A 21688-nucleotide genomic window follows, 5' to 3' on the forward strand; every position below is an offset into this window, starting at 1 on the left:
TACCAAGGTCAGCCAACCCATCCTTGGTTCTGTCGCCCGGCTCAAGCAGCGGTGTCCTTTTGCTGGAACTGGCGCCGGTATTGGTTGGGCGATAGCTCCGTGTGCTGACGGAACAGGCGGGCGAAGAAACTCGCGTCGTCGTAACCCACTTCGTAACTGATGGTCTTGATGCTTTTGCGTGTCGAGGAAAGCAGGCTCTTGGCTGTTTCGATGCGTAACCGTTGCAGGTAGTGCAGCGGCTTGTCACCGGTGGCGGCCTGGAAGCGGCGCATGAAGTTGCGGATGCTCATGCCGTGGTCGCGGGCCACGTCCTCGAAGCGGAACTTGTCGGCGTAATGTTCCTCCAGCCATTGCTGAATCTGCAGGATGGTCACATCCTGGTGCAGCTTCTGCCCGCCGAAACCGATCCGGCCGGGCGTATAGCTGCGCTGTACCTCATAGAGAATGTCGCGTGCCACGCCCTGGGCGACGCCCGCGCCGCAGAAGCGCTCGATCAAGTAGATGTAGAGGTCGCAGACCGAGGTGACACCGCCGGCGCAGTAGAGATTGTCGGCGTCCGACAGGTGCTTCTCGGTGTTCAGCAGCACCTGGGGGAAGCGTTCGGCGAATTCGCGGAAGAAGCGCCAGTACGTGGTGGCTTCCTTGCCATCGAGCAGACCGGCCTGGGCCATCCAGAACACACCGGTGGCTTCGCCGCAGAGGGTACTGCCGGCCGCGTGCTGCTTGCGCAACCAATCGAGGACTTGTGGATAACGTGTGCAGAGCGCGTCGAAGTCGCCCCAGAAGGCGGGCAAAAGGATTACATCCGCCTCGTCCAGCGGGCCGTCCACGGGCACCTGCACATGACTGAAGCTGCGCACGGGCTGGCCATCCGGGCTGACCAGGTGGATCTCGAAGGCGGGCGTGAGGCCGAGGCCTTGCTGCTTGCCATAGCGCAGGCTGGCCATGTGAAAGAAATCTTTCGCCTGCATCAGGGTGGAGGCGAAGACGCCCTCGGTGGCCAGGATGCTGACGCGACGCAGGGTGGCGGATGGTCTGATGGGCATGGTTTTTATTCTTGTCGAGGGTGAAGCGGTCAATTGGCGGCTGGATCGTCTTATTTTTTGTCGCATGTGTCCAGTGCGACCGAGCATTTGCTTGGCCTACAGTCGTGCCCAGCCAAGACAGCCATCAGGTGCCCACCATGATTCCAAGAACCCTGTTCAGTTCGGATCACGAACTCTTCCGCGACAGCGTGCGCAAATTCCTCGAACAGGAAGCGGTTCCCTACCACCACCAATGGGAGAAGGACGGTCATATCGATCGCCAGCTATGGAACAAGGCCGGCGAGGCGGGGATGCTCTGCTCGCACATCCCCGAAGAGTACGGCGGCATGGGGGCCGACTTCCTGTATAGCGCTGTGGTGATCGAGGAGATCAGTCGGCTCGGTCTTACCGGCATCGGTTTCTCCCTCCATTCCGACATCGTTGCGCCCTACATCCTGCATTACGGCTCCGAGGCGCAGAAGCAGAAATACCTGCCGAGGATGGTATCCGGCGAGCTGGTCACTGCCATCGCCATGACCGAGCCAGGCGCTGGTTCCGACCTGCAAGGCGTGAAGACCACCGCGGTCCTGGACGGCGACGAGTACGTCATCAACGGTTCCAAGACATTCATCACCAACGGTTACCTGGCCGACCTGGTGATCGTCGTGGCAAAAACCGACCCCAAGGCCGGTGCCAAGGGCACCAGCCTGTTCCTGGTGGAGGCGGGTGCGCCCGGCTTCGCCAAGGGCAAGCGCCTGGAAAAGGTGGGCATGAAGGCGCAGGACACCTCCGAGCTGTTCTTCCAGGACGTCCGCGTACCCAAGGAAAACCTGCTCGGTCAGGCTGGGATGGGCTTTGCTTACCTGATGCAGGAGCTGCCCCAGGAACGGCTGACGGTGGGGGTCGGGGCCTTGGCCTCGGCCGAGGCGGCGTTGAAGTGGACACTGGACTACACCCGCGAGCGCAAGGCGTTCGGCAAGGCCATCGCCGATTTCCAGAACACCCGCTTCAAACTGGCGGAGATGGCGACCGAAATCCAGGTGGGGCGAGTCTTCGTCGACCGTTGCCTGGAATTGCACCTTGCCGGCAAGCTGGATGTGCCGACCGCGGCGATGCTCAAGTACTGGGGAACCGACCTGCAGTGCAAGGTGCTCGACGAGTGCGTGCAGCTTCACGGTGGCTACGGCTTCATGTGGGAGTATCCGGTCGCGCGGGCGTGGGCCGATGCGCGGGTGCAGCGGATCTATGCCGGCACCAACGAGATCATGAAGGAAATCATCGCCCGCTCGCTTTGATGGGGTAGATCCTGCCGGTGCGGCTAGGCGCCGGCAGGCTGTTCTCGCAACGAACCTGCCGGTAGTGTGCCCGTCCAATGCTTTGGATTTCGGGAGCACAGGCATGACCACACCCCTCGCGCAGATCGAACCTTTCACCGGTTGGGACGGCAGCATCGCTAGTGCGCGGGCGTTGCAGAAGGAACTGGCCGCGCGTGTCCGTCTGGTCGACGACTACCCACCGCTGCATCTGCTGGCCGGACTCGATGTCGGGTTCGAAGAAGGAGGGAGCGTGACCCGGGCGGCAGCCGTCCTGCTGGATGCCCACACCCTGGCGCCGATCGCCACCAGCTTGGTCAGGGTTCCCACCCGAATGCCTTATGTACCGGGGCTGTTGTCCTTCCGCGAACTGCCCGCGCTGTTACAGGCGTTGGGTGAATTGCCGGCGGTTCCGGACCTGGTTTTCGTCGATGGCCATGGGATTGCCCATCCCCGGCGCCTGGGAATCGCCGCGCACCTGGGCGTGGTGACAGGACTACCGACCATCGGCGTGGCGAAGAAGATTCTGACGGGCAACCACGAAGAGCTGGGGCTTCAGCGGGGCGACAGGGTCGACCTGCTGGAGAAGGGCGAAGTGATCGGTACGGTGCTGCGCAGCAAGGACGGAGTGCGCCCGCTGATCGTTTCGCCGGGCAACCGGGTCAGCTTGGCAAGTGCGCCGAGCCTGGTAATGGACTGCCTGACCCGCTATCGCCTGCCCGAGCCGACCCGGCTGGCGGATCGGCTCGCGTCACGACGGGACGCCGGCAAGGAGCCCCGGCAGGGCGAACTGCTGTAGAGGCTCAGGGCGCCGGGTTGGGCTGGGTTACGTGGATCGCCTCGATGGCGGTCAACACCTCGTCCGACAATTCCAGCTCGGCACTGGCCAGGTTGCTTTCCAACTGTTCCAGGCTGGTCGCGCCGATGATATTACTGGTCACGAAGGGCTGGCGGGTGACGAAGGCCAGCGCCATCTGGGCCGGATCGAGTCCGTGGGCGCGGGCCAGCGCTACGTAGCGACTGGTCGCCGCCACGCTCTGTGGATTGTTGTAGCGCTGGAAACGGCTGAACAGGGTCAGCCGCGCGTTGGCCGGGCGCGCATCGTTCTCGTATTTTCCGGAGAGCATGCCGAACGCCAGCGGGGAATAGGCCAGCAGTCCGCATTGTTCGCGCATGGCGATCTCCGCCAGGCCCACCTCGAAGGTGCGATTGAGCAGGTTGTAGGGGTTTTGGATCGAAACCGCGCGCGGCCAGCCACGGCTTTCGGCGAGTTGCAGAAACGTCATGGTTCCCCAGGGCGTTTCGTTGGACAGGCCGATATGTCGGATCTTGCCGGCCTTGACCTGTTCGTCGAGCACTTCCAGGGTTTCCTCCAGTGGAGTGAAGCGCTCTTCCCGGTGGCGATAGCCGAGCTGGCCGAAGAAATTGGTGCTGCGCTCCGGCCAATGCAACTGATAAAGATCGATCCAGTCGGTCTGCAGGCGCTTCAGGCTGGCATCCAGCGCGGCGACGATGTGTTCGCGATTGTGTTTGGGATTGCCGCCGCGAATGTAGTCGATACCGTTGCCCGGCCCGGCGACCTTGCTCGCCAGTACCCACTCGGCGCGGTTGCCGCGGTTCTTGAAATAGTTGCCGATGATGCGTTCGGTGGTGGTGTAGGTTTCGGCTCGCGGCGGCACCGGGTACATCTCGGCGGTATCGATGAAATTGATACCTGCGGCCCTGGCCCTGTCGATCTGGGCGAAGGCATCCGCTTCGGTGTTCTGCTCGCCCCAGGTCATGGTGCCCAGGCAGAGTGCGCTGACCTGGATGTCGGTGCGCCCCAGACGTCGAAATTCCATCCTGCTTCTCCTCGGACATTAGGAAAACGCCCATCAAAGCAGGTTGCTATTTTCGTAGCAATCGGCATAATTCCGCGACTTTCTCGACGGGGATGCCTAGCCCGTTCGAAAAAACAGGTAGGGGATGCCTAGCCTACCGAACCCCGCCGTAGCGGACGCGCTGACCCGAGCCCCCGACAGCGTCTGTTTCCGGCTGCCTTTGACCTTGTCAAAGCAAGCACTATTCAGTAAGATCCGCCGTCTTATTTTCAGGGCGGCCCCTGAGGCTATAACGAATGAAGACTTTTACTGCTAAACCGGAAACCGTCAAGCGCGACTGGTATGTCGTCGACGCTGCGGGTCAGACCCTGGGTCGTCTGGCCACTGAAATCGCTAGCCGCCTGCGTGGCAAGCACAAGCCTGAATACACTCCGCACGTGGATACCGGCGACTACATCGTCGTGATCAATGCCGAGCAGGTTCGCGTCACCGGTGCCAAGACCACCGACAAGATGTACTACTCCCACTCCGGCTTCCCGGGTGGCATCAAGTCGATCAACTTCGAAAAGCTGATCGCCAAGGCGCCCGAGCGCGTGATCGAGACCGCGGTCAAGGGCATGCTGCCGAAGAACCCGCTGGGTCGCGACATGTACCGTAAGCTGAAGGTGTACAAGGGTTCCGTCCACCCGCACACCGCTCAGCAGCCCCAAGAACTGAAGATTTAACGGAATAGTTCATTATGTCGGCGACTCAAAACTACGGCACTGGCCGTCGCAAGACTGCAACCGCACGCGTTTTCCTGCGTCCGGGTACTGGCAACATCTCCATCAATAACCGCAGCCTGGACAAGTTCTTCGGTCGTGAAACCGCCCGCATGGTGGTTCGCCAGCCGCTGGAGCTGACCGAGACCGTCGAGAAGTTCGACGTGTACGTTACCGTCATCGGTGGCGGTGTCAGCGGCCAGGCCGGTGCGATCCGTCACGGTATCACTCGTGCGCTGATCGAGTACGACGAGAGCTTCCGCAGCCCGCTGCGCAAGGCTGGCTACGTTACTCGCGATGCTCGTGAAGTCGAGCGTAAGAAGGTTGGTCTGCGTAAAGCGCGTAAGCGTCCGCAGTACTCCAAGCGTTAATTCGCTGCTACCTTCAAAAACGCCCAGTCTCCTTTGGAGCTGGGCGTTTTTTATGGGCGCAAAATATGTCTGCGACAACTTGCCGCATCGCTGGATGCCCCGTGGTACAAGGCTTGGACCTGTTCTGAAATAAGTTATTACCTTGTCAGAAAAGGGGCTTTTCTTTACCATTTGGCGAATTTTTTGCGCGGCTCGAATTTTTACTTAGAGGCCTGAACAACAGGCCACAAAGCTGATGGGAGACGACTGAATGAGCAATGACGGCGTGAATGCAGGCCGGCGTCGCTTCTTGGTAGCAGCCACTTCCGTGGTGGGTGCTGCCGGAGCGGTAGGTGCTGCGGTTCCGTTCGTGGGGTCATGGTTCCCCAGTGCCAAGGCGAAGGCCGCTGGTGCTCCGGTGAAGGTGAATGTCAGCAAGATCGAGCCGGGCCAGCAGATGGTGGCCGAATGGCGTGGTCAGCCTGTCTTCATCGTTCGTCGCACCGAGGAAATCCTGGGCAACCTGGAAAAGATCGCCTCGAGCGTGGCTGACCCTGAGTCCAAGGAGTCGGTCCAACCCGAATACGTGGATCCCAAGGTGCGCTCGATCAAACCGGAAATCCTGGTCCTGGTCGGTCTGTGCACTCACCTGGGCTGTTCTCCTTCCTTCCGTCCCGAAGTGGCTCCGGCCGATTTGGGACCGGAATGGGTGGGCGGTTACTTCTGCCCTTGCCACGGTTCCCGCTATGACCTGGCCGGCCGTGTCTACAAGTCGCAGCCCGCGCCCTTGAACCTGCCGGTACCGCCGCACTCGTACGAGTCGGATGATGTGATCGTCGTCGGCGTGGACCAGGAGAAAGCCTGATGAGCAAATTCATGGATTGGGTCGATGCGCGCTTCCCGGCGACCAAGATGTGGGAAGACCATCTGTCCAAGTACTACGCACCCAAGAACTTCAACTTCTTCTATTTCTTCGGTTCGCTGGCGCTGCTGGTGCTGGTCAACCAGATCCTTACTGGCATCTGGCTGACCATGAGCTTCACGCCGTCTGCCGAAGAGGCCTTCGCCTCCGTCGAGTACATCATGCGCGACGTGGAGTACGGGTGGATCATCCGTTACCTGCATTCGACCGGGGCTTCGGCGTTCTTCATCGTGGTCTACCTGCACATGTTCCGCGGCCTGCTCTATGGTTCGTACCAGAAGCCGCGCGAGCTGGTGTGGATCTTCGGCATGCTGATCTACTTGGCGCTGATGGCGGAGGCCTTCATGGGCTACCTGCTGCCGTGGGGACAGATGTCCTACTGGGGTGCCCAGGTGATCATCTCTCTGTTCGGTGCTATCCCGGTGATCGGCGATGACCTGACGCAGTGGATCCGTGGTGACTACCTGATTTCCGGTATTACCCTGAACCGCTTCTTCGCCCTGCATGTGATCGCCCTGCCGATCGTGCTGCTTGGCCTGGTCGTGCTGCACATCCTGGCACTGCACGAAGTGGGTTCGAACAACCCGCTGGGCGTGGATATCAAGAAGACCAAGGACGAAGCCGGCGTGCCGCTGGATGGCATTCCGTTCCATCCGTACTACACCGTGAAGGACATCGTCGGTGTGGTGGTATTCCTGTTCGTCTTCTGTGCCGTTGTGTTCTTCTTCCCGGAGATGGGCGGTTACTTCCTTGAGAAGCCCAACTTCGAAGTGGCCAACGCATTCAAGACGCCTGAGCACATTGCTCCGGTGTGGTACTTCACCCCGTTCTACGCCATCCTGCGTGCGGTTCCGGACAAGCTCATGGGTGTTATCGCCATGGGAGCGGCCATCGCCATCCTGTTCGTGCTGCCGTGGTTGGATCGCAGCCCGGTCAAGTCCATGAAGTACAAGGGCTGGTTGAGCAAGATCTGGCTCTGGGTGTTCTGCATCTCCTTCGTCATCCTCGGTGTGCTCGGCGTTCTGGCTCCGACCCCCGAGCGTACCCTGTTGTCGCGGGTGTGCACGTTCCTGTACTTCGCCTACTTCATCCTGATGCCGTTCTACACCAGGATGGAAAAGACCAAAGCGGTTCCGGAAAGGGTGAATGGCTGATGAAAAAGCATTTCGCTGCATTGATTCTCGCTGCACTGCCAGTCTTCGCCTTTGCTGCGGGTGGTCATGTCGAGCTGGACAAGGTTGACATCGATCTGACCGATAAGGCCGCCATGCAGGATGGGGCGCGTACGTTCGCCAACTATTGCATGGGCTGCCATAGCGCACAGTTCCAGCGCTACGAGCGTGTTGCCAAGGATCTGGGTATTCCGGAAGAGCTGATGCTGGAAAACCTGGTCTTCACCGGCGCCAAGATCGGCGACCACATGAAGATCGGTATGAAGCCCGAGGATGCCAAGGTTTGGTTCGGTGCCGCTCCGCCGGACCTGACCCTGGTTGCCCGCGTGCGTGGCAATGACTGGCTGTATACCTATCTGCGCACGTTCTATGAAGATCCGGCCCGTCCGTGGGGCGTCAACAACAAGACCTTCCCGAACGTCGGTATGCCGAACGTCCTGGCTCCTCTCCAGGGCCGCCAGGTGATCGGTTGCAAGCAGGTGCAAGTGGTCGATAACGGCAAGAAGCAGTTCGATCCTTTGACCGGTACGCCGATCACCCACGAGGCGTGCGATCAGCTGACCGTAGTCCCGAAAACCGGCAAGCTGAGCGAGGCGGAGTTCGACGAGAAGGTCAAGAACCTGGTGACCTTCCTGGCCTACTCGGCCAACCCCGTGAAGCTGGAGAGCCAGCGCATCGGTACCTATGTGCTGCTCTACCTTGCCTTCTTCTTCGTGTTTGCCTATTTGCTCAAGCGCGAATACTGGAAGGACGTTCACTGAGAACCCAGCCGTTTCGGCTGTGACGCGCGCGCCCGCTTTGGGCGCGCGCGCTTTTTTGCTTCTTGATAAGCGAGGAGGACGCCATGGGCGTGACCAATAGGTTGGCCTGTTATTCCGACCCCGCCGACCACTACTCCCACCGCGTACGTCTTGTGCTCGCCGAGAAGGGTGTCAGCGCCGAAATCATCGATGTCGAGCCGGGGCGTTGTCCGTCCAGGCTGGCTGAGGTGAACCCCTACGGCAGCTTGCCGACGCTGGTTGATCGTGACCTTGCGCTGTACGAATCCACCGTAGTGATGGAATATCTGGACGAGCGTTACCCGCATCCCCCCCTGTTGCCGGTCTACCCGGTGGCGCGTGCGAACAGTCGATTGCTGATGCACCGTATCCAGCGTGACTGGTGTGCCTTGGTAGACCAGATCCTCGACCCGCGCAGCAAGGAGGCGGTTCGCGCCCAGGCGCGCAAGGAACTGCGGGAAAGCCTGACCGGCGTATCGCCCCTGTTCGCCGATAAGCCGTTCTTTCTTAGTGAGGAGTTGAGCCTGGTGGATTGTTGCCTGTTACCGATTCTCTGGCGCCTGCCCGTTCTGGGGATCGAGCTGCCGCGCCCGGCCAAGCCCTTGCTGGACTACATGGAGCGGCAGTTCGCCCGTGAGGCCTTCCAGGCCAGTCTGTCCACCGTCGAGCGTGATATGCGCTAAGCCGAGGAGGCCCTGATGAAGTCCAGTCGTCCCTATCTGGTTCGTGCTCTTTACGAGTGGATCGTCGATAACGATTGCACGCCCCATCTGCTGGTGAATGCCGAATTTTCCGGTGTTCAGGTGCCGCCTGGTTTCGCCAGCGACGGGCAGATCGTACTGAACGTTTCTCCCAGTGCCGTGCGGCACCTGCACATGGATAACGAGGCAGTCAGCTTCGAAGGCCGCTTCGGCGGCGTTGCACACAGTCTCTATATTCCGACCTCTGCGGTGCTGGCGATCTATGCCCGTGAGAACGGGCAGGGCATGGTGTTCGATCTGGAGCCTCCGATTCCAGAGGAGGATGACGAGGAACCGGGGCCGGACGATGACGGCCCTTCCGGCGGCGAGCCGCCCCGGCCCAGTGGGCGACCCAGCCTGAAAGTGGTCAAGTAACAAAAAAAGGCGATCCGAGGATCGCCTTTTTCATGCCCGCTCGGAGCGGGTGATGGGTCAGTCCGTGTATTCGAACAGCTTGACGATCTTCTGTACCCCGGACACGCCCTGTACGAGGTTGGTGGCACGGGCGGCTTCCGGGCGCGTGACCAGGCCGAGCAGGTAGACGATGCCGTTCTCGGTGACGACCTTGATACGGGAGCTGGCGATATTGCTATCGGCCAGCATCTGCGTCTTGATCTTGGTGGTCAGCAGAGTGTCGTTGCTGCGTGCCAGTGCCGAGGAGGGCTGTATGACTTGCAGTTCGTTGTGTACCTTGCGCACGCCCTGTACCGAACGAGCAGCCCGCTCGGCCATTTCCTTGAGTTCGGCGCGTGGGGTCTGGCCTGCCAACAGGACTACGCCGTTGTAGCTGGTCACCACGATATGCGACGAGTGAACCAAGTCCTGGTGGGCTTCGGCCATGTTGGCCTCGACCCGTCCAGGGATGAACTGATCGTCGATCTTCTTGCCGATGGTGCGGCTACCGCAGCCGCCTAGAACCAGGCTGAGGGCCAGGACAAAAAGGATCAGCGGGTTGCGCATCATTCTTCACTCCCGAACAACTGACTATCGATGAGATCGCACAGGCAGTGGATGGCCAGCAGGTGCACTTCCTGAATGCGCGCGGTGACCTTGGACGGCACGCGGATTTCGACGTCTTCGGGAAGGAGCAGGGAGGCCATGCCGCCGCCGTCGCGGCCAGTCAGTGCCACGACCACCATCTCACGGTCGTGCGCGGCCTGGATGGCCTGGATGACGTTTGCGGAGTTACCGCTGGTGGAAATCGCCAGGAGCACGTCGCCCGGTTGGCCGAGCGCGCGAATCTGCTTGGAAAAGACTTCGTTGTAGCTGTAGTCGTTGGCGATCGAGGTGATGGTCGAGCTATCGGTGGTCAGTGCCACGGCCGGCAGGCTCGGACGTTCGCGCTCGAAGCGGTTGAGCAGCTCGGAGGAAAAATGCTGGGCATCGCCGGCGGAGCCACCGTTGCCGCAGGAAAGGATCTTGCCCTCGTTGAGCAGGGCATGAACCATGACCTGGCTCGCCTGCTCGATGAACGGTACGAGAACTTCCATGGCCTGTTGCTTGGTGTCGATGCTGGCCTGGAAGAGCTGGCGGATACGGGATTGCATGTCCATCAGGTAAGTGACCTTCAGTGGGGCGGCTGATCAGGTATCGAAGGCATTCTGGACCCAGTTCAGGCGCGGGGGCGAGCGACCATCGTCATTGATGGCGACCACATCGAAGCGGCACGGGTATCTGGCCCAGCGCGCCTCCTTCTGCAGAAAAAGCTGGGCGGCGGTGGCGAGCCTGGTGCGCTTGCGCGCATCCACGCTTTCCAGAGCACCGCCCCAGGCGGAATGCCGCCTGTAGCGTACTTCGACGAATACTACTGTATCGCCATCGAGCATGACCAGATCGAGCTCGCCGCGCCGGCAGAGCCAGTTCTGCGTCAGCAGGCGCAGGCCCTGCTGTTGAAGGTGGCGAAGCGCCAATGCTTCGGCGGATCGACCGCTGGCCTGCGTGCTGCCCATCAGTAGCTGTCGTCCGGCAGTCGCTGGACCTGGCCGTCGCGGAATTCCGCCCACGGCAGCTGGCGCTCGATGCGTTGTGCGGGGCTCAGGCTGAGGCGGCCGGAGAGGCCATCAATCTGGGTCTCCGGCAGGGTCTTGAGCTGGCTCAGTCGGGGAGCGAGGCGGTAGGCATCGGCCCCCATGGCATAGAGTCGGCCAAGGCTGCCGCCGGCTTGCGGCCATTGCGCACTGACCTGCTGGCGGAGCGGGTCGCTGACGTTCAACAACCAGGGGGTTTCGCAGAAGCGGATACCGTTCAGGTCGAGGTACTGACGTTGTTCATTGCTGCCGGTGAACAGGTGCGAAGTGGCATAGACGGGCACGTCTCCCGCGTACTGGAAGGCGAGGGTCGGCTTGATCTGCTGGGCCTGTTGTGGGGTGGCGGCGAGGAAGATGAAGTCCACGTCCTGGCGGCGGGTCGGCTGCGCGGCGACCGGAGTACCGAGCACATTCTGCAGGCGCTTGGCGCGTGCTTCGCTCTGGCGCAGTTGGAACAGGTCGGCGATCTGCTGGGCCAGTTGCACCGGCTGCTCGACGTGCTCGGCGGCAATCAGGCTGCCACCGGCCGCTTCCCAGCTCTGCCGGAACGCGCCCAATACCCGGTCGCCCCATTCGCCACGCGGCACCAGGGCCACGGCGCGGCGCATGCCGTCTGCCCAGGCGCGCCGAGCTACTTCGCGGGCTTCATCTTCGGCCGCGAGGCCGAACTGGAACAATTGTGCCGGGCCTTCCTGACCTGCTTCGCTGTAGTTCAACGCCAGGGTTGTGATCGGCAATTGCTCGTGATCGCTGAGTTGCTTGACCAGCGGTTTCTCCAGCGGGCCGACCACCAGTTGTACGCCGTCGGCCTGGGCCTGGCGATAGAAATCGTCCATGGAGCGGAGTTGCGAGCTGTCGTACAACGCGATGTCCGGTGGGGTCTGGCCTGCCTGCTGGGATTGGTAGTGGGCAGCGAGGAAACCGTCGCGCAGAGCGCGGGATACGGACGCCAACTGGCCCTCTTGGGGCAATAGCAGGGCGATTTTGGTGAGTGGTTGACTGGCGAGTTCCTTAAGCTTGACCAGGGCTTCCGGTAGTTGCTGGGCGGCAGGATGTTGAGGATTCTGGGCGCGCCAGGCGTCGATGGCGGCCTGCTGCTGCTCTAGGGTTGCCGAACTTTTGGTGATGCGCGCCAGTTCGAGCCAGCCGGTCAGGTCGGCGTCGCCATTCCCCTGTAGCTGTTCAAGCGGCAGGCTGGAGACCAGTCCCCAGATCGCTTCCTGGTTGGTGGCTTGCGCCTGGCCGCTGAGCAGCGGCGCGATGAATACACGCTCACGGGCGGCGGCCAGCGTCTGGCCGTCAGCCTCCAAGGCGGAGGCGCGCACCAGTTGAGTGCGAATCTGCTGCTCAACCGGCAACTCGCTCAGGTGGTCCAGGCTCGGGTGGCTCAAGGCCTTGAGAGCTGCCTTGGGTTGGTTGCGGGTCATGGCGAGCTCGGCCGCCAGTGTGCTGGCGAAAATCTGTTGTGCCGGCTTGAGTCCGTCCAGCGGCACCTGCTCGAGAATGCGCGTGGCGCGTCCCGTGTCCTTCTGTTTGTAGGCCAGATCGGCCGCCGACAGACGCAGCAGAGCCGCCTGCTCCGGCTTGCTCTCGGCTGCCTGTTGCAGCAGTTGCTCGATACTGGCCTGGGGCGTGCGCGGTAGTTCCCCGAGGCTGGACGTGGGCGAGCTACCGCAGGCGACCAGCAGGCCGGCTAGACACAGGGCGGAGAGCGGGCGCAGGCGAGCGATCATGTAAGCGTTCCTGTTTACTCGTGCAAATGAGTCCCGGATTGTACCCAAGCGTCACCGGGGGTGCGATGCCGATGGCGTGAAACCGGCTACAATGCCCGCTTTCCATGTTGCGAGGTGTGTTGTGACGGCTCCGGGTGCTCTGAATTCCTCTGTCGGCACGCTCTTCGTTGTCGCCACGCCGATCGGCAACCTGGACGACATCAGTGCGCGGGCGCTGCGGGTGTTGCGCGAGGTATCCCTGATCGCGGCAGAAGATACTCGCCATTCGGCCCGACTGATGCAGCACTTCGGTATCTCCACGCCCTTGGCGGCCTGCCACGAACATAACGAACGGGATCAGGGCGGCCGTTTTCTCGCCAGGTTGGAAGCGGGAGAGGATGTCGCGCTGATTTCCGATGCGGGTACGCCGCTGATTTCCGATCCGGGGTTCCATCTGGTTCGGCAGGCGCGCGCGGTCGGAATCCCCGTCGTGCCGGTTCCTGGCGCTTGTGCTCTGATTGCCGCATTATCGGCGGCGGGCTTGCCATCCGATCGCTTCGTCTTCGAGGGGTTCCTGCCGGCCAAGGCGACGGCGCGCCGGGTGCGTCTGGCCTTGCTCAAGGAAGAGCCGCGCACGCTGATCTTCTATGAGGCGCCGCATCGGATTCTCGAATGCATCGAAGATATGGAAGCGACGTTCGGCGGTGACCGGCAGGCTGTCTTGGCGCGCGAGCTGACCAAGACCTTCGAGACGCTCAAGGGGCTGCCCTTGGCTGAATTGCGCGCCTGGGTGGCAGCCGATAGCAATCAGCAGCGCGGCGAATGCGTGGTACTGGTGGAGGGCTGGCAAGCGCCCGAGGGAGACGAGGCCTTGAGTGCCGAGGCTTTGCGCGTGCTCGATCTGTTGCTGGCGGAGTTGCCGCTCAAACGGGCGGCTGCGGTGGCGGCGGAGATAACCGGGGTGCGGAAGAATCTGCTCTATCAGGCGGCTCTGGAGCGTCGGCAGGGATCGGATTGATTGTCGGCGAAAGGTGCCGCGCTTGCAGCTTGTAGCTGGCGGCATTAACCTTGGCGGCGGAGAGTCGATCGGACAGTCGCTGTTCCATTTCGTTCCGCGAAATGGGAGGGAGGAAAGTCCGGGCTCCATAGGGCAGAGTGCCAGGTAACGCCTGGGAGGCGCGAGCCTACGGAAAGTGCCACAGAAAATAACCGCCTAAGCGCTTCGGCGCCGGTAAGGGTGAAAAGGTGCGGTAAGAGCGCACCGCACGGCTGGCAACAGTGCGTGGCTAGGTAAACCCCACTCGGAGCAAGACCAAATAGGGATCCCTTGCGTGGCCCGCGCTGGATCCGGGTAGGTTGCTAGAGGCGGCTAGTGATGGTCGTCGTAGAGGAATGACTGTCCTCGACAGAACCCGGCTTACAGATCGACTCTCCTCCTTTCTTTCTCCCGCGTTTCCCGCTCCGGCTTTTCTATACCAAAAAATTCTTACTCTTCAGACTTTACTTTAAGTTCCAGGCTTAGCTTTCTGGTTGCGTTCGTTTTTGTTCTCAAAACGACTTTCTTTATTCGCTCCGATTCCCTCAAAAGTTATCTAAATCTCCGTCCTGTAAGGATTTTTCCGCTTCGGCGCGCCTTGACGCTGGGGTGGGCGCATTCCTATAGTGTGCGAAAGTGGCATGAAGTGGCATGAAGTGGGTTTTTTGGGCAGGGATAGCTAATCAGAGTGGGGAAGCGCAGCCGTGTTTCGCGGAGCTAACGCCATCAGTCTCGACGCCAAAGGGCGACTCGCGATGCCGAGCCGGTATCGTGACGAGCTCGTTTCGCGTTGTGCCGGGCAGCTCATCGTCACCATCGATGCCGTCGACCCCTGCTTGTGTGTCTATCCGTTGCCGGAATGGGAGCTGATCGAAGCCAAGCTTCGCGAGCTGCCGTCCCTGCGCGAGGAAACCCGCCGCTTGCAGCGTCTGCTGATCGGTAATGCCGTTGACCTCGAGCTGGATGGCAGCGGCCGTTTTCTCGTGCCGCCGCGTTTGCGCGAGTACGCCCGTCTCGACAAGCGGGCGATGCTGGTCGGTCAACTGAACAAGTTTCAACTGTGGGACGAAGACGCCTGGAACGCTGTGGCAGCAGCGGATCTGGCGGCCATTAAAGAACCCGGCGGCCTGCCGGATGAATTGCGTGATCTGATCCTGTGACTATGACCAGCGGCTACCGCCACATCACCGTATTGCTTGACGAGGCTGTCGAGGCTCTCGCCGTGCGCGCGGACGGCTGCTATCTGGACGGCACCTTCGGTCGAGGCGGGCATAGCCGGCTGATCTTGGAGCGGCTTGGTCCGGGAGGGCGGTTGTTGGGCTTCGACAAGGATCCCCTGGCGATCTCGACGGGGCAAGCACTGGCGGCCGAAGACGGCCGCTTCGTCATTGTGCAACGCAGTTTTGCCGAGCTGGGCGACGAGGTCGCTGCGCGCGGTTTGTCCGGCAAGCTGTCCGGCGTTCTGCTCGACCTCGGTGTTTCCTCTCCGCAACTGGACGATCCGGAGCGCGGCTTCAGTTTCCTCAACGATGGCCCGTTGGATATGCGTATGGATCCGAGCCGGGGTATCAGCGCGGCCGACTGGATTGCCAGCGCCAGCGAGGACGAAATTGCCCGGGTGTTCAAGGAATACGGCGAAGAACGCTTCGCCAAACGCATGGCGCGTGCCGTGGTGCAGCGCCGTGCGGAGAAGCCCTTCGAGCGTACCGCCGATCTGGCGGCCGTGCTCAGTGCTGCGAATCCCGCCTGGGAAAAAGGCAAGAATCCCGCTACCCGGGCTTTTCAGGGCCTGCGTATCCATATCAACAACGAGTTGGGCGATCTCGAGCAGGGGCTCGCCGCTGCCCTGGAAGCGCTCGAGGTCGGTGGGCGTCTGGTGGTGATCAGCTTCCATTCCCTGGAAGATCGCATCGTCAAGCAGTTCATGCGTCGCCAGGCCAAGGGCGAGGCGGACAATCTGCCCCGTGACCTGCCGGTCCGTCCTGCAGCGTTCATTCCCCGCTTGAAGTTGCTCGGCAAGCCGCAGTACGCCTCGGAGGCCGAAACCAAGGCCAATCCGCGCTCGCGTAGCGCGGTCATGCGTGTGGCGGAGAAGCTGCGATGAGCCGCGTCCTCCCCAAATCCATGCCAGCCGGCAGCTTTCTGTTGCTGCTTCTGTTCGTCGGGGTGCTGCTTTCCGCCATTGCGGTTTCCTATAGCGCGCATTGGAATCGCCAGTTGCTCAACGCGCTGTACGGGGAGCTGAGCGTGCGCGACAAGGCGCAGGCCGAGTGGGGTCGGCTGATTCTGGAACAGAGCACCTGGACCGCTCATAACCGCATCGAGACGCTGGCGAGCGAGCGTCTGAAGATGCGCATTCCCGAGCCCGCCGAAGTGCGGATGGTGGCGCCATGATCAAGCTGGAGGGCGCGCTCTACCCTTGGCGTTTCCGCCTGGTCCTGGCCCTGCTCGCTTTGATGAGCGGGGCGATCGCCTGGCGCATCATCGATTTGCAGGTGGTGGACCGTGACTTCCTCAAGGAACAGGGTGACGCCCGCAGCATGCGGCACATCCCGATTCCTGCGCACCGTGGCTTGATCACCGACCGCAACGGGGAACCCTTGGCGGTGAGTACCCCGGTCATCACCCTGTGGGCCAACGGCAAGGAATTGCAGGCAGCCCGCGACCAATGGCCCCGGCTCGCCGCCGCGCTGGGGCAGGAACCTACGGCCTTCGCCCAGCGCCTCGAGCAGAATTCCGGGCGTGAGTTCATGTATCTGGTCCGTGGCCTGACTCCCGAGAAGGGGCAGAGCATTCTCGATCTGAAAATTCCGGGCGTTTACTCCATCGAGGAGTTTCGTCGTTTCTACCCGGCTGGCGAAGTGACCGCGCATGTGGTCGGCTTCACCGATATCGACGACCGCGGGCGCGAGGGTATGGAACTGGCGTTCGATGAGTGGCTGGCCGGTGTGCCGGGCAAGCGCCAGGTGCTGAAGGACCGTCGTGGCCGCTTGATCAAGGACGTACAGGTGGTGAAGAACGCCAAGGCCGGCAAGGCCCTGGCATTGTCCATCGACCTGCGCCTGCAATACCTGGCTCATCGCGAACTGCGCAATGCCATGCAGGAATTTGGTGCCAAAGCCGCCAGTCTGGTGATGATCGACGTGAAAACCGGCGAGATTCTCGCCATGGTCAACCAGCCCACCTACAACCCGAATAACCGTCGCAACCTGCAGCCGGCGGCGATGCGCAATCGGGCGATGATCGATGTGTTCGAGCCGGGCTCGACGGTCAAGCCGTTCTCCATCGCCGCTGCGCTGGGTACCGGGCGCTGGAAGCCGGAGTCGACTGTCGACACCTATCCCGGCAGCCTGCAGATCGGTCGCTACACCATCCGCGACGTATCGCGCGGAGGAGTACTCAACCTGACCGGCATCCTGATGAAGTCGAGCAACGTAGGGATCAGCAAGATTGCCTTCGACATCGGTGCCGAGCCGATCTATGCGGTCATGCAGCAGGCGGGGCTCGGCCAGGACACCGGATTAGGCTTCCCTGGCGAGCGCGTCGGCAACCTGCCCAATTACCGCGTCTGGAAGAAGGCCGAGACGGCGACCCTGGCCTACGGTTACGGCCTCTCCGTGACCGCCGTGCAATTGGCTCATGCCTATGCGGTGCTGGCCAACCAAGGGCAGAACGTACCGCTGTCCATGGTCCGTCTGGATAACAAGCCGGCGCCGACCCAGGTGATCGACCGGGAAATCGCCCACACCGTGCTGGGCATGCTGCAGGCGGTGGTGGAAGAGCCGGGTGGTGGCGGCGCGCGCGCCAAGGTGCCGGGCTATCACGTCGGCGGCAAGAGCGGCACGGCGCGTAAGGCGGCGGTTGGCAGCAAAGGTTATGTCGAGCATGCCTATCGCTCGTTCTTCGCCGGCGTTGCGCCGATTGCCAACCCGCGTATCGCGGTGGTGGTGATGATCGATGAACCGAGTAATGGCGCCTATTACGGCGGCCTGGTCTCCGCGCCGGTTTTCGGCAAGGTGATGGCCGGTGCGTTGCGCTTGATGAACATAGCCCCTGACGATCTGCCGCCGGCGGAAACCCAGACAGCGGACGCCAAAGACGGCAAAGGAGGGCGCACCTGATGCCCATGCCACTCAATCAATTGTTGCCCCAGGCCGAGGGTTCCGTGCTGGTTCGCGAATTGACGCTGGACAGCCGGAAAGTGCGCCCGGGCGATCTGTTCCTCGCGGTCCCGGGTGGGCGCCAGGACGGGCGAGCCCACATCGGCGATGCCATCGCGCGTGGCGCCGTAGCCGTGGCTTATGAAGCCGAGGGCGCACCGGCGTTGCAGGCGGACGGCGCGATATTGGTGCCGGTGAAGGAACTGGCGGATCAACTATCGGCCATTGCCGGTCGCTTCTACGGCGAACCGAGCCGTGCGCTACGGTTGGTCGGGGTCACCGGTACCAATGGCAAGACCAGCGTCAGCCAGCTTGTGGCGCAGGCGCTGGATCGGCTCGGCGAGCGTTGCGGAATCATTGGCACCCTGGGGAGCGGCTTCCACGGCGAGTTGAAAAGCGGCCTGCACACGACCCCTGACCCGATAGGTGTGCAAGCGGCCCTGGCGCAGCTCAAGCAGGCCGGTGCCCGCGCCGTAGCGATGGAAGTATCGTCCCATGGTCTCGATCAAGGCCGTGTGGCCGCGCTGGCCTTCGACGTCGCTGCATTCACCAATCTGTCCCGTGATCACCTGGATTATCACGGCAGCATGGAAGCCTATGCTGCCGCGAAGGCCAAGCTGTTCGCCTGGCCGGAGCTGAGTTGCCGGGTGATTAATCTGGACGACGCATTCGGTCGTGAGCTGGCAGGCCGCCATCACGATTCCCGGCTGATCTCCTACAGCCTGACCGATCCGGCCGCTTACCTGTTCTGTCGCGATGCTCATTTCAGTGACGATGGCGTCCGGGCTGACCTGATCACACCGCGCGGCGAGGGCATTCTGCGCAGCTCGCTGCTCGGTCGGTTCAACCTGAGCAATCTGCTGGCGGTGGTCGGTTGCCTGCTGGGCATGGATTATCCGCTGGACGAAATCCTTCGGGTGATGCCCGATCTGCAAGGTCCCGCTGGTCGTGTGCAGCGCCTCGGTGGCGGAGTGGCTCCGCTGGTGGTGGTGGATTACGCACACACCCCGGATGCCTTGGAAAAAGTGCTCGAAGCCTTGCGTCCCCATGCGAGCGGACGCCTGCTTTGCCTGTTCGGCTGCGGCGGCGACCGCGATCGCGGCAAGCGTCCGCTGATGGCCGCTGTCGCCGAACGCCTGGCCGACGCCGTGCTGGTCACCGATGACAATCCGCGCAGCGAAGATCCGGCGCAGATCGTGGCCGACATCCGGGCGGGATTCAGTGAGCCGGAACGCGTTGAGTTCATGCACGGGCGCGGCCAAGCCATCGGCCACCTGATCGCCTCCGCTCAAGTAGGCGATGTCGTATTGCTGGCCGGTAAGGGGCACGAGGACTACCAGGAGATCGATGGAGTCCGTCAGCCATTCTCCGACCTGAACGAAGCCAGCCAGGCGCTGGCCGCTTGGGAGGCCGCCCATGCTTAAGCCATTGCTTCTCAGCGAAATCGCCGGCGCGCTCAGCGGCCGTCTGGTCGGGAATGATGTCGGCTTCTCTTCGGTGAGTACCGACAGCAGAGCGATCCAGCAGGGCCAGTTGTTCATTGCCCTGACTGGGCCGCGCTTCGATGGCCATGATTACCTGGGCGAAGTCGCCGGGAAGGGCGCCGTTGCGGCGCTGGTCGAGCGGGAAGTGCCGAATGTGGTGCTGCCGCAATTGGTGGTGCGCGATACCCGCATGGCTCTCGGTCAGCTCGGTGCGTTGAACCGCCAGGCATTCACCGGCAAGGTCGCGGCGGTGACCGGTTCCAGCGGCAAGACCAGCGTCAAGGAGATGCTTGCCAGCATCCTGCGCACCCAGGGAGCGGTACTGGCGACCCGCGGCAATCTGAACAACGACCTCGGTGTGCCGTTGACCCTGCTCGAGCTGGCGCCCGAGCATCAGGGGGCGGTGATCGAGCTGGGCGCCAATCGGGTCGGCGAGATTGCCTACACCGTCAGCCTTACCCAGCCCCAGGTGGCGATCATCACCAACGCCGGTAGCGCCCACGTCGGTGAGTTCGGCGGTCCGGACAAGATCGTCCAGGCCAAAGGCGAGATTCTCGAGGGGCTGGGCAGCGGCGGCACCGCCGTGCTCAACCGTGATGACAAGGCCTTCTCCATTTGGCAGGCCCGCTCCAAGGGCGACAGGGTGCTCAGCTTTTCCCTAGGCGACGCTTCGGCCGATTTTCGTGCCAGCGAGCTGGCTCGTGATGCTCGTGGTTGTGTGGCGTTCACTCTGCAGGGGCTCGCCGGGATCACGCGTATCCAGCTCAACCTGCTGGGGGCTCACAACGTGGCCAACGCCCTGGCCGCCGCCGCCGCCGCCCATGCGCTGGGCGTACCGCTGGTCGGGATCGTTTCCGGGCTCGAGAACCTGCAGCCGGTCAAGGGGCGCGCGGTAGCGCAGTTGGCGCCGGACGGCACGCGGGTGATCGACGACAGCTACAACGCCAACCCCGCCTCCATGTGCGCGGCCGTTGATATACTCGCCGGTTTTTCCGGGCGCACCGTTCTGGTGCTCGGAGACATGGGTGAATTGGGCGAATGGGCCGAGCGGGGACACCGCGAGGTCGGCGCCTACGCGGCCGGCAAGGTCGATGTTCTCTACGCCGTGGGGCCGTTGATGGCCCATGCGGTGAAGGCATTCGGCAGCCAGGGACGCCATTTCGCCGACCAGGCCACCCTGATCGAGGCGCTACGCGCCGAACAGGGCCAGAACACCACCATTTTGATAAAGGGCTCGCGCAGCGCGGCGATGGAAAAAGTCGTCGCGGCGCTTTGCGGTACCGGCGAGGGGAGTCATTAAATGCTGCTGCTGCTGGCAGAGTATCTGCAACAGTTCTACAAAGGCTTCGCGGTCTTCCAGTACCTGACGCTGCGCGGGATTCTGGGAGTGCTGACCGCGCTGGCACTGTCGCTCTGGCTGGGCCCCTGGATGATCCGCACCCTGCAGATCCGCCAGATCGGCCAGGCGGTGCGTAACGACGGCCCGCAATCGCACCTGTCCAAATCCGGTACGCCGACCATGGGCGGTGCGCTGATCCTGTCCGCCATTACCATCAGCACCCTGCTGTGGGCGGACTTGAGCAACCGTTATGTCTGGGTCGTGCTGGGCGTGACCCTGCTGTTCGGTGGCATCGGCTGGGTGGACGACTACCGCAAGGTGATCGAGAAGAATTCCCGCGGCCTGCCGAGCCGCTGGAAGTATTTTTGGCAATCGGTGTTCGGTATCGGCGCGGCAGTGTTCCTTTATATGACTGCGCAGACGCCGATCGAAACCACGCTGATCCTGCCGCTGCTGAAAAACATCGAGATCCCGCTGGGGATTTTCTTCGTGGTGCTGACCTATTTCGTCATCGTCGGTTCGAGCAACGCGGTGAACCTCACCGATGGCCTGGATGGGCTGGCGATCATGCCGACCGTCATGGTGGGCAGCGGTCTGGGGATCTTCTGCTATCTCTCCGGCAACGCGCGGTTCGCCGAATATCTGCTGATTCCTTACGTGCCGGGTGCCGGCGAGCTGATCGTGTTCTGCGGCGCGCTGATCGGCGCCGGTCTGGGCTTTCTCTGGTTCAACACCTATCCGGCCCAGGTCTTCATGGGGGACGTGGGCGCGCTGGCGCTGGGCGCGGCGCTCGGCACCATCGCCGTGATCGTTCGCCAGGAGATCGTGTTGTTCATCATGGGCGGGGTGTTCGTCATGGAAACCCTGTCGGTGATGATCCAGGTCGCGTCGTTCAAGCTGACCGGCCGGCGTGTGTTCCGCATGGCGCCGATTCATCACCATTTCGAACTGAAGGGCTGGCCCGAGCCTCGCGTGATCGTGCGCTTCTGGATCATTACGGTGATCCTGGTGCTGATCGGCCTCGCCACCCTGAAACTGCGTTGAGGAC

The 21688-nt window shown here is 62.2% G+C and carries 23 protein-coding genes and 1 other RNA gene; 18 read left to right on the plus strand and 6 right to left on the minus strand.

Annotated elements, in window-relative coordinates; translation table 11 throughout:
- Positions 1–41: 41 nt before the first annotated feature.
- On the minus strand, positions 42–947 hold the full coding sequence (locus BZL41_RS19265) for a GlxA family transcriptional regulator (protein ID WP_168191039.1): 906 nt from the start codon (positions 945–947) through the stop codon (positions 42–44).
- Between the two features lie 227 nt (positions 948–1174).
- Here BZL41_RS19265 and BZL41_RS19270 point away from each other — a divergent pair, with 227 nt between their 5' ends.
- The gene (locus tag BZL41_RS19270) at positions 1175–2320 is read left to right on the plus strand and encodes an acyl-CoA dehydrogenase family protein (protein WP_174706188.1); all 1146 of its coding nucleotides are present in this window, start codon (positions 1175–1177) and stop codon (positions 2318–2320) included.
- 103 nt (positions 2321–2423) lie between these two features.
- A complete protein-coding gene (gene nfi, locus BZL41_RS19275; protein ID WP_095600794.1) occupies positions 2424–3137 on the plus strand; it encodes a deoxyribonuclease V in 714 nt (237 codons plus the stop codon).
- A gap of 4 nt (positions 3138–3141) precedes the next feature.
- On the opposite strand, the gene BZL41_RS19280 is transcribed toward nfi, so the two are convergent.
- Entirely contained in the window at positions 3142–4179 is a 1038-nt protein-coding gene (locus tag BZL41_RS19280; protein ID WP_095600795.1) for an NADP(H)-dependent aldo-keto reductase, read from the minus strand.
- Positions 4180–4454: 275 nt separating this feature from the next.
- Here BZL41_RS19280 and rplM point away from each other — a divergent pair, with 275 nt between their 5' ends.
- The 7 genes from rplM (at position 4455) to BZL41_RS19315 (ending at position 9257) form a co-directional block, all read left to right on the plus strand.
- Entirely contained in the window at positions 4455–4883 is a 429-nt protein-coding gene (rplM, locus tag BZL41_RS19285; RefSeq protein ID WP_084336578.1) for a 50S ribosomal protein L13, read from the plus strand.
- A gap of 14 nt (positions 4884–4897) precedes the next feature.
- Positions 4898–5290 carry a 30S ribosomal protein S9 gene (rpsI, locus tag BZL41_RS19290; RefSeq protein ID WP_095600796.1) on the plus strand — a complete coding sequence of 131 codons (393 nt, stop codon included), beginning with the start codon at positions 4898–4900 and terminating at the stop codon, positions 5288–5290.
- 250 nt (positions 5291–5540) lie between these two features.
- On the plus strand, positions 5541–6134 hold the full coding sequence (gene petA, locus BZL41_RS19295) for a ubiquinol-cytochrome c reductase iron-sulfur subunit (protein ID WP_095600797.1): 594 nt from the start codon (positions 5541–5543) through the stop codon (positions 6132–6134).
- Positions 6134–7345 (plus strand): cytochrome bc complex cytochrome b subunit, encoded by a 1212-nt coding sequence (locus BZL41_RS19300; protein WP_095600798.1) that lies wholly within the window; start codon positions 6134–6136, stop codon positions 7343–7345. The genes petA and BZL41_RS19300 overlap by 1 nt, the downstream gene beginning before the upstream one ends.
- Positions 7345–8124, plus strand: a complete 780-nt coding sequence (locus tag BZL41_RS19305; RefSeq protein ID WP_095600799.1) for a cytochrome c1 — start codon at positions 7345–7347, stop codon at positions 8122–8124. Before BZL41_RS19300 ends, BZL41_RS19305 begins: the two co-directional genes overlap by 1 nt.
- Positions 8125–8207: 83 nt before the next feature.
- Positions 8208–8825, plus strand: a complete 618-nt coding sequence (locus tag BZL41_RS19310; RefSeq protein ID WP_095600800.1) for a glutathione S-transferase N-terminal domain-containing protein — start codon at positions 8208–8210, stop codon at positions 8823–8825.
- 15 nt (positions 8826–8840) lie between these two features.
- Positions 8841–9257: a ClpXP protease specificity-enhancing factor gene (locus BZL41_RS19315; RefSeq protein WP_084336590.1), complete on the plus strand. Its 417-nt coding sequence runs from the start codon at positions 8841–8843 to the stop codon at positions 9255–9257.
- Between the two features lie 57 nt (positions 9258–9314).
- Here BZL41_RS19315 and BZL41_RS19320 read toward each other — a convergent pair whose 3' ends face one another.
- Genes BZL41_RS19320 through BZL41_RS19335 form a run of 4 tightly spaced genes read right to left on the minus strand, consistent with a single transcriptional unit; the run spans position 9315 to position 12642 of the window.
- Positions 9315–9845: a BON domain-containing protein gene (locus BZL41_RS19320; protein ID WP_084336592.1), complete on the minus strand. Its 531-nt coding sequence runs from the start codon at positions 9843–9845 to the stop codon at positions 9315–9317.
- A complete protein-coding gene (locus BZL41_RS19325) occupies positions 9842–10435 on the minus strand; it encodes a phosphoheptose isomerase (protein WP_084336594.1) in 594 nt (197 codons plus the stop codon). The genes BZL41_RS19320 and BZL41_RS19325 overlap by 4 nt, the downstream gene beginning before the upstream one ends.
- A 30-nt stretch (positions 10436–10465) precedes the next feature.
- Entirely contained in the window at positions 10466–10831 is a 366-nt protein-coding gene (locus tag BZL41_RS19330) for a YraN family protein (protein ID WP_095600801.1), read from the minus strand.
- Positions 10831–12642: a penicillin-binding protein activator gene (locus tag BZL41_RS19335; RefSeq protein WP_095600802.1), complete on the minus strand. Its 1812-nt coding sequence runs from the start codon at positions 12640–12642 to the stop codon at positions 10831–10833. Before BZL41_RS19335 ends, BZL41_RS19330 begins: the two co-directional genes overlap by 1 nt.
- A 91-nt stretch (positions 12643–12733) precedes the next feature.
- Between BZL41_RS19335 and rsmI the strand changes: the two genes are divergently transcribed.
- From rsmI to mraY, 9 genes are all read left to right on the plus strand, one after another.
- Positions 12734–13639: a 16S rRNA (cytidine(1402)-2'-O)-methyltransferase gene (rsmI, locus tag BZL41_RS19340; RefSeq protein WP_168191038.1), complete on the plus strand. Its 906-nt coding sequence runs from the start codon at positions 12734–12736 to the stop codon at positions 13637–13639.
- Positions 13640–13699: 60 nt separating this feature from the next.
- An RNA gene (rnpB, locus tag BZL41_RS19345) (RNase P RNA component class A) lies at positions 13700–14057 on the plus strand.
- Positions 14058–14361: 304 nt separating this feature from the next.
- Positions 14362–14817 carry a division/cell wall cluster transcriptional repressor MraZ gene (mraZ, locus tag BZL41_RS19350; protein WP_084336600.1) on the plus strand — a complete coding sequence of 152 codons (456 nt, stop codon included), beginning with the start codon at positions 14362–14364 and terminating at the stop codon, positions 14815–14817.
- Between the two features lie 2 nt (positions 14818–14819).
- Positions 14820–15761, plus strand: a complete 942-nt coding sequence (rsmH, locus tag BZL41_RS19355) for a 16S rRNA (cytosine(1402)-N(4))-methyltransferase RsmH (protein WP_095600804.1) — start codon at positions 14820–14822, stop codon at positions 15759–15761.
- On the plus strand, positions 15758–16051 hold the full coding sequence (ftsL, locus tag BZL41_RS19360) for a cell division protein FtsL (RefSeq protein WP_095600805.1): 294 nt from the start codon (positions 15758–15760) through the stop codon (positions 16049–16051). Before rsmH ends, ftsL begins: the two co-directional genes overlap by 4 nt.
- Entirely contained in the window at positions 16048–17778 is a 1731-nt protein-coding gene (locus BZL41_RS19365) for a penicillin-binding protein 2 (protein WP_095600806.1), read from the plus strand. The genes ftsL and BZL41_RS19365 overlap by 4 nt, the downstream gene beginning before the upstream one ends.
- Positions 17778–19241: a UDP-N-acetylmuramoyl-L-alanyl-D-glutamate--2,6-diaminopimelate ligase gene (locus BZL41_RS19370; RefSeq protein ID WP_095600807.1), complete on the plus strand. Its 1464-nt coding sequence runs from the start codon at positions 17778–17780 to the stop codon at positions 19239–19241. Before BZL41_RS19365 ends, BZL41_RS19370 begins: the two co-directional genes overlap by 1 nt.
- A complete protein-coding gene (gene murF, locus BZL41_RS19375) occupies positions 19234–20601 on the plus strand; it encodes a UDP-N-acetylmuramoyl-tripeptide--D-alanyl-D-alanine ligase (protein ID WP_095600808.1) in 1368 nt (455 codons plus the stop codon). The genes BZL41_RS19370 and murF overlap by 8 nt, the downstream gene beginning before the upstream one ends.
- Positions 20602–21684, plus strand: coding sequence for a phospho-N-acetylmuramoyl-pentapeptide-transferase (gene mraY, locus BZL41_RS19380; RefSeq protein ID WP_084336612.1), 1083 nt, complete (start codon positions 20602–20604; stop codon positions 21682–21684).
- The last annotated feature ends 4 nt before the right edge of the window (positions 21685–21688 follow it).

The sequence above is a fragment of the Pseudomonas sp. PIC25 genome (assembly GCF_002286785.1).
Lineage (GTDB): Bacteria > Pseudomonadota > Gammaproteobacteria > Pseudomonadales > Pseudomonadaceae > Pseudomonas_M.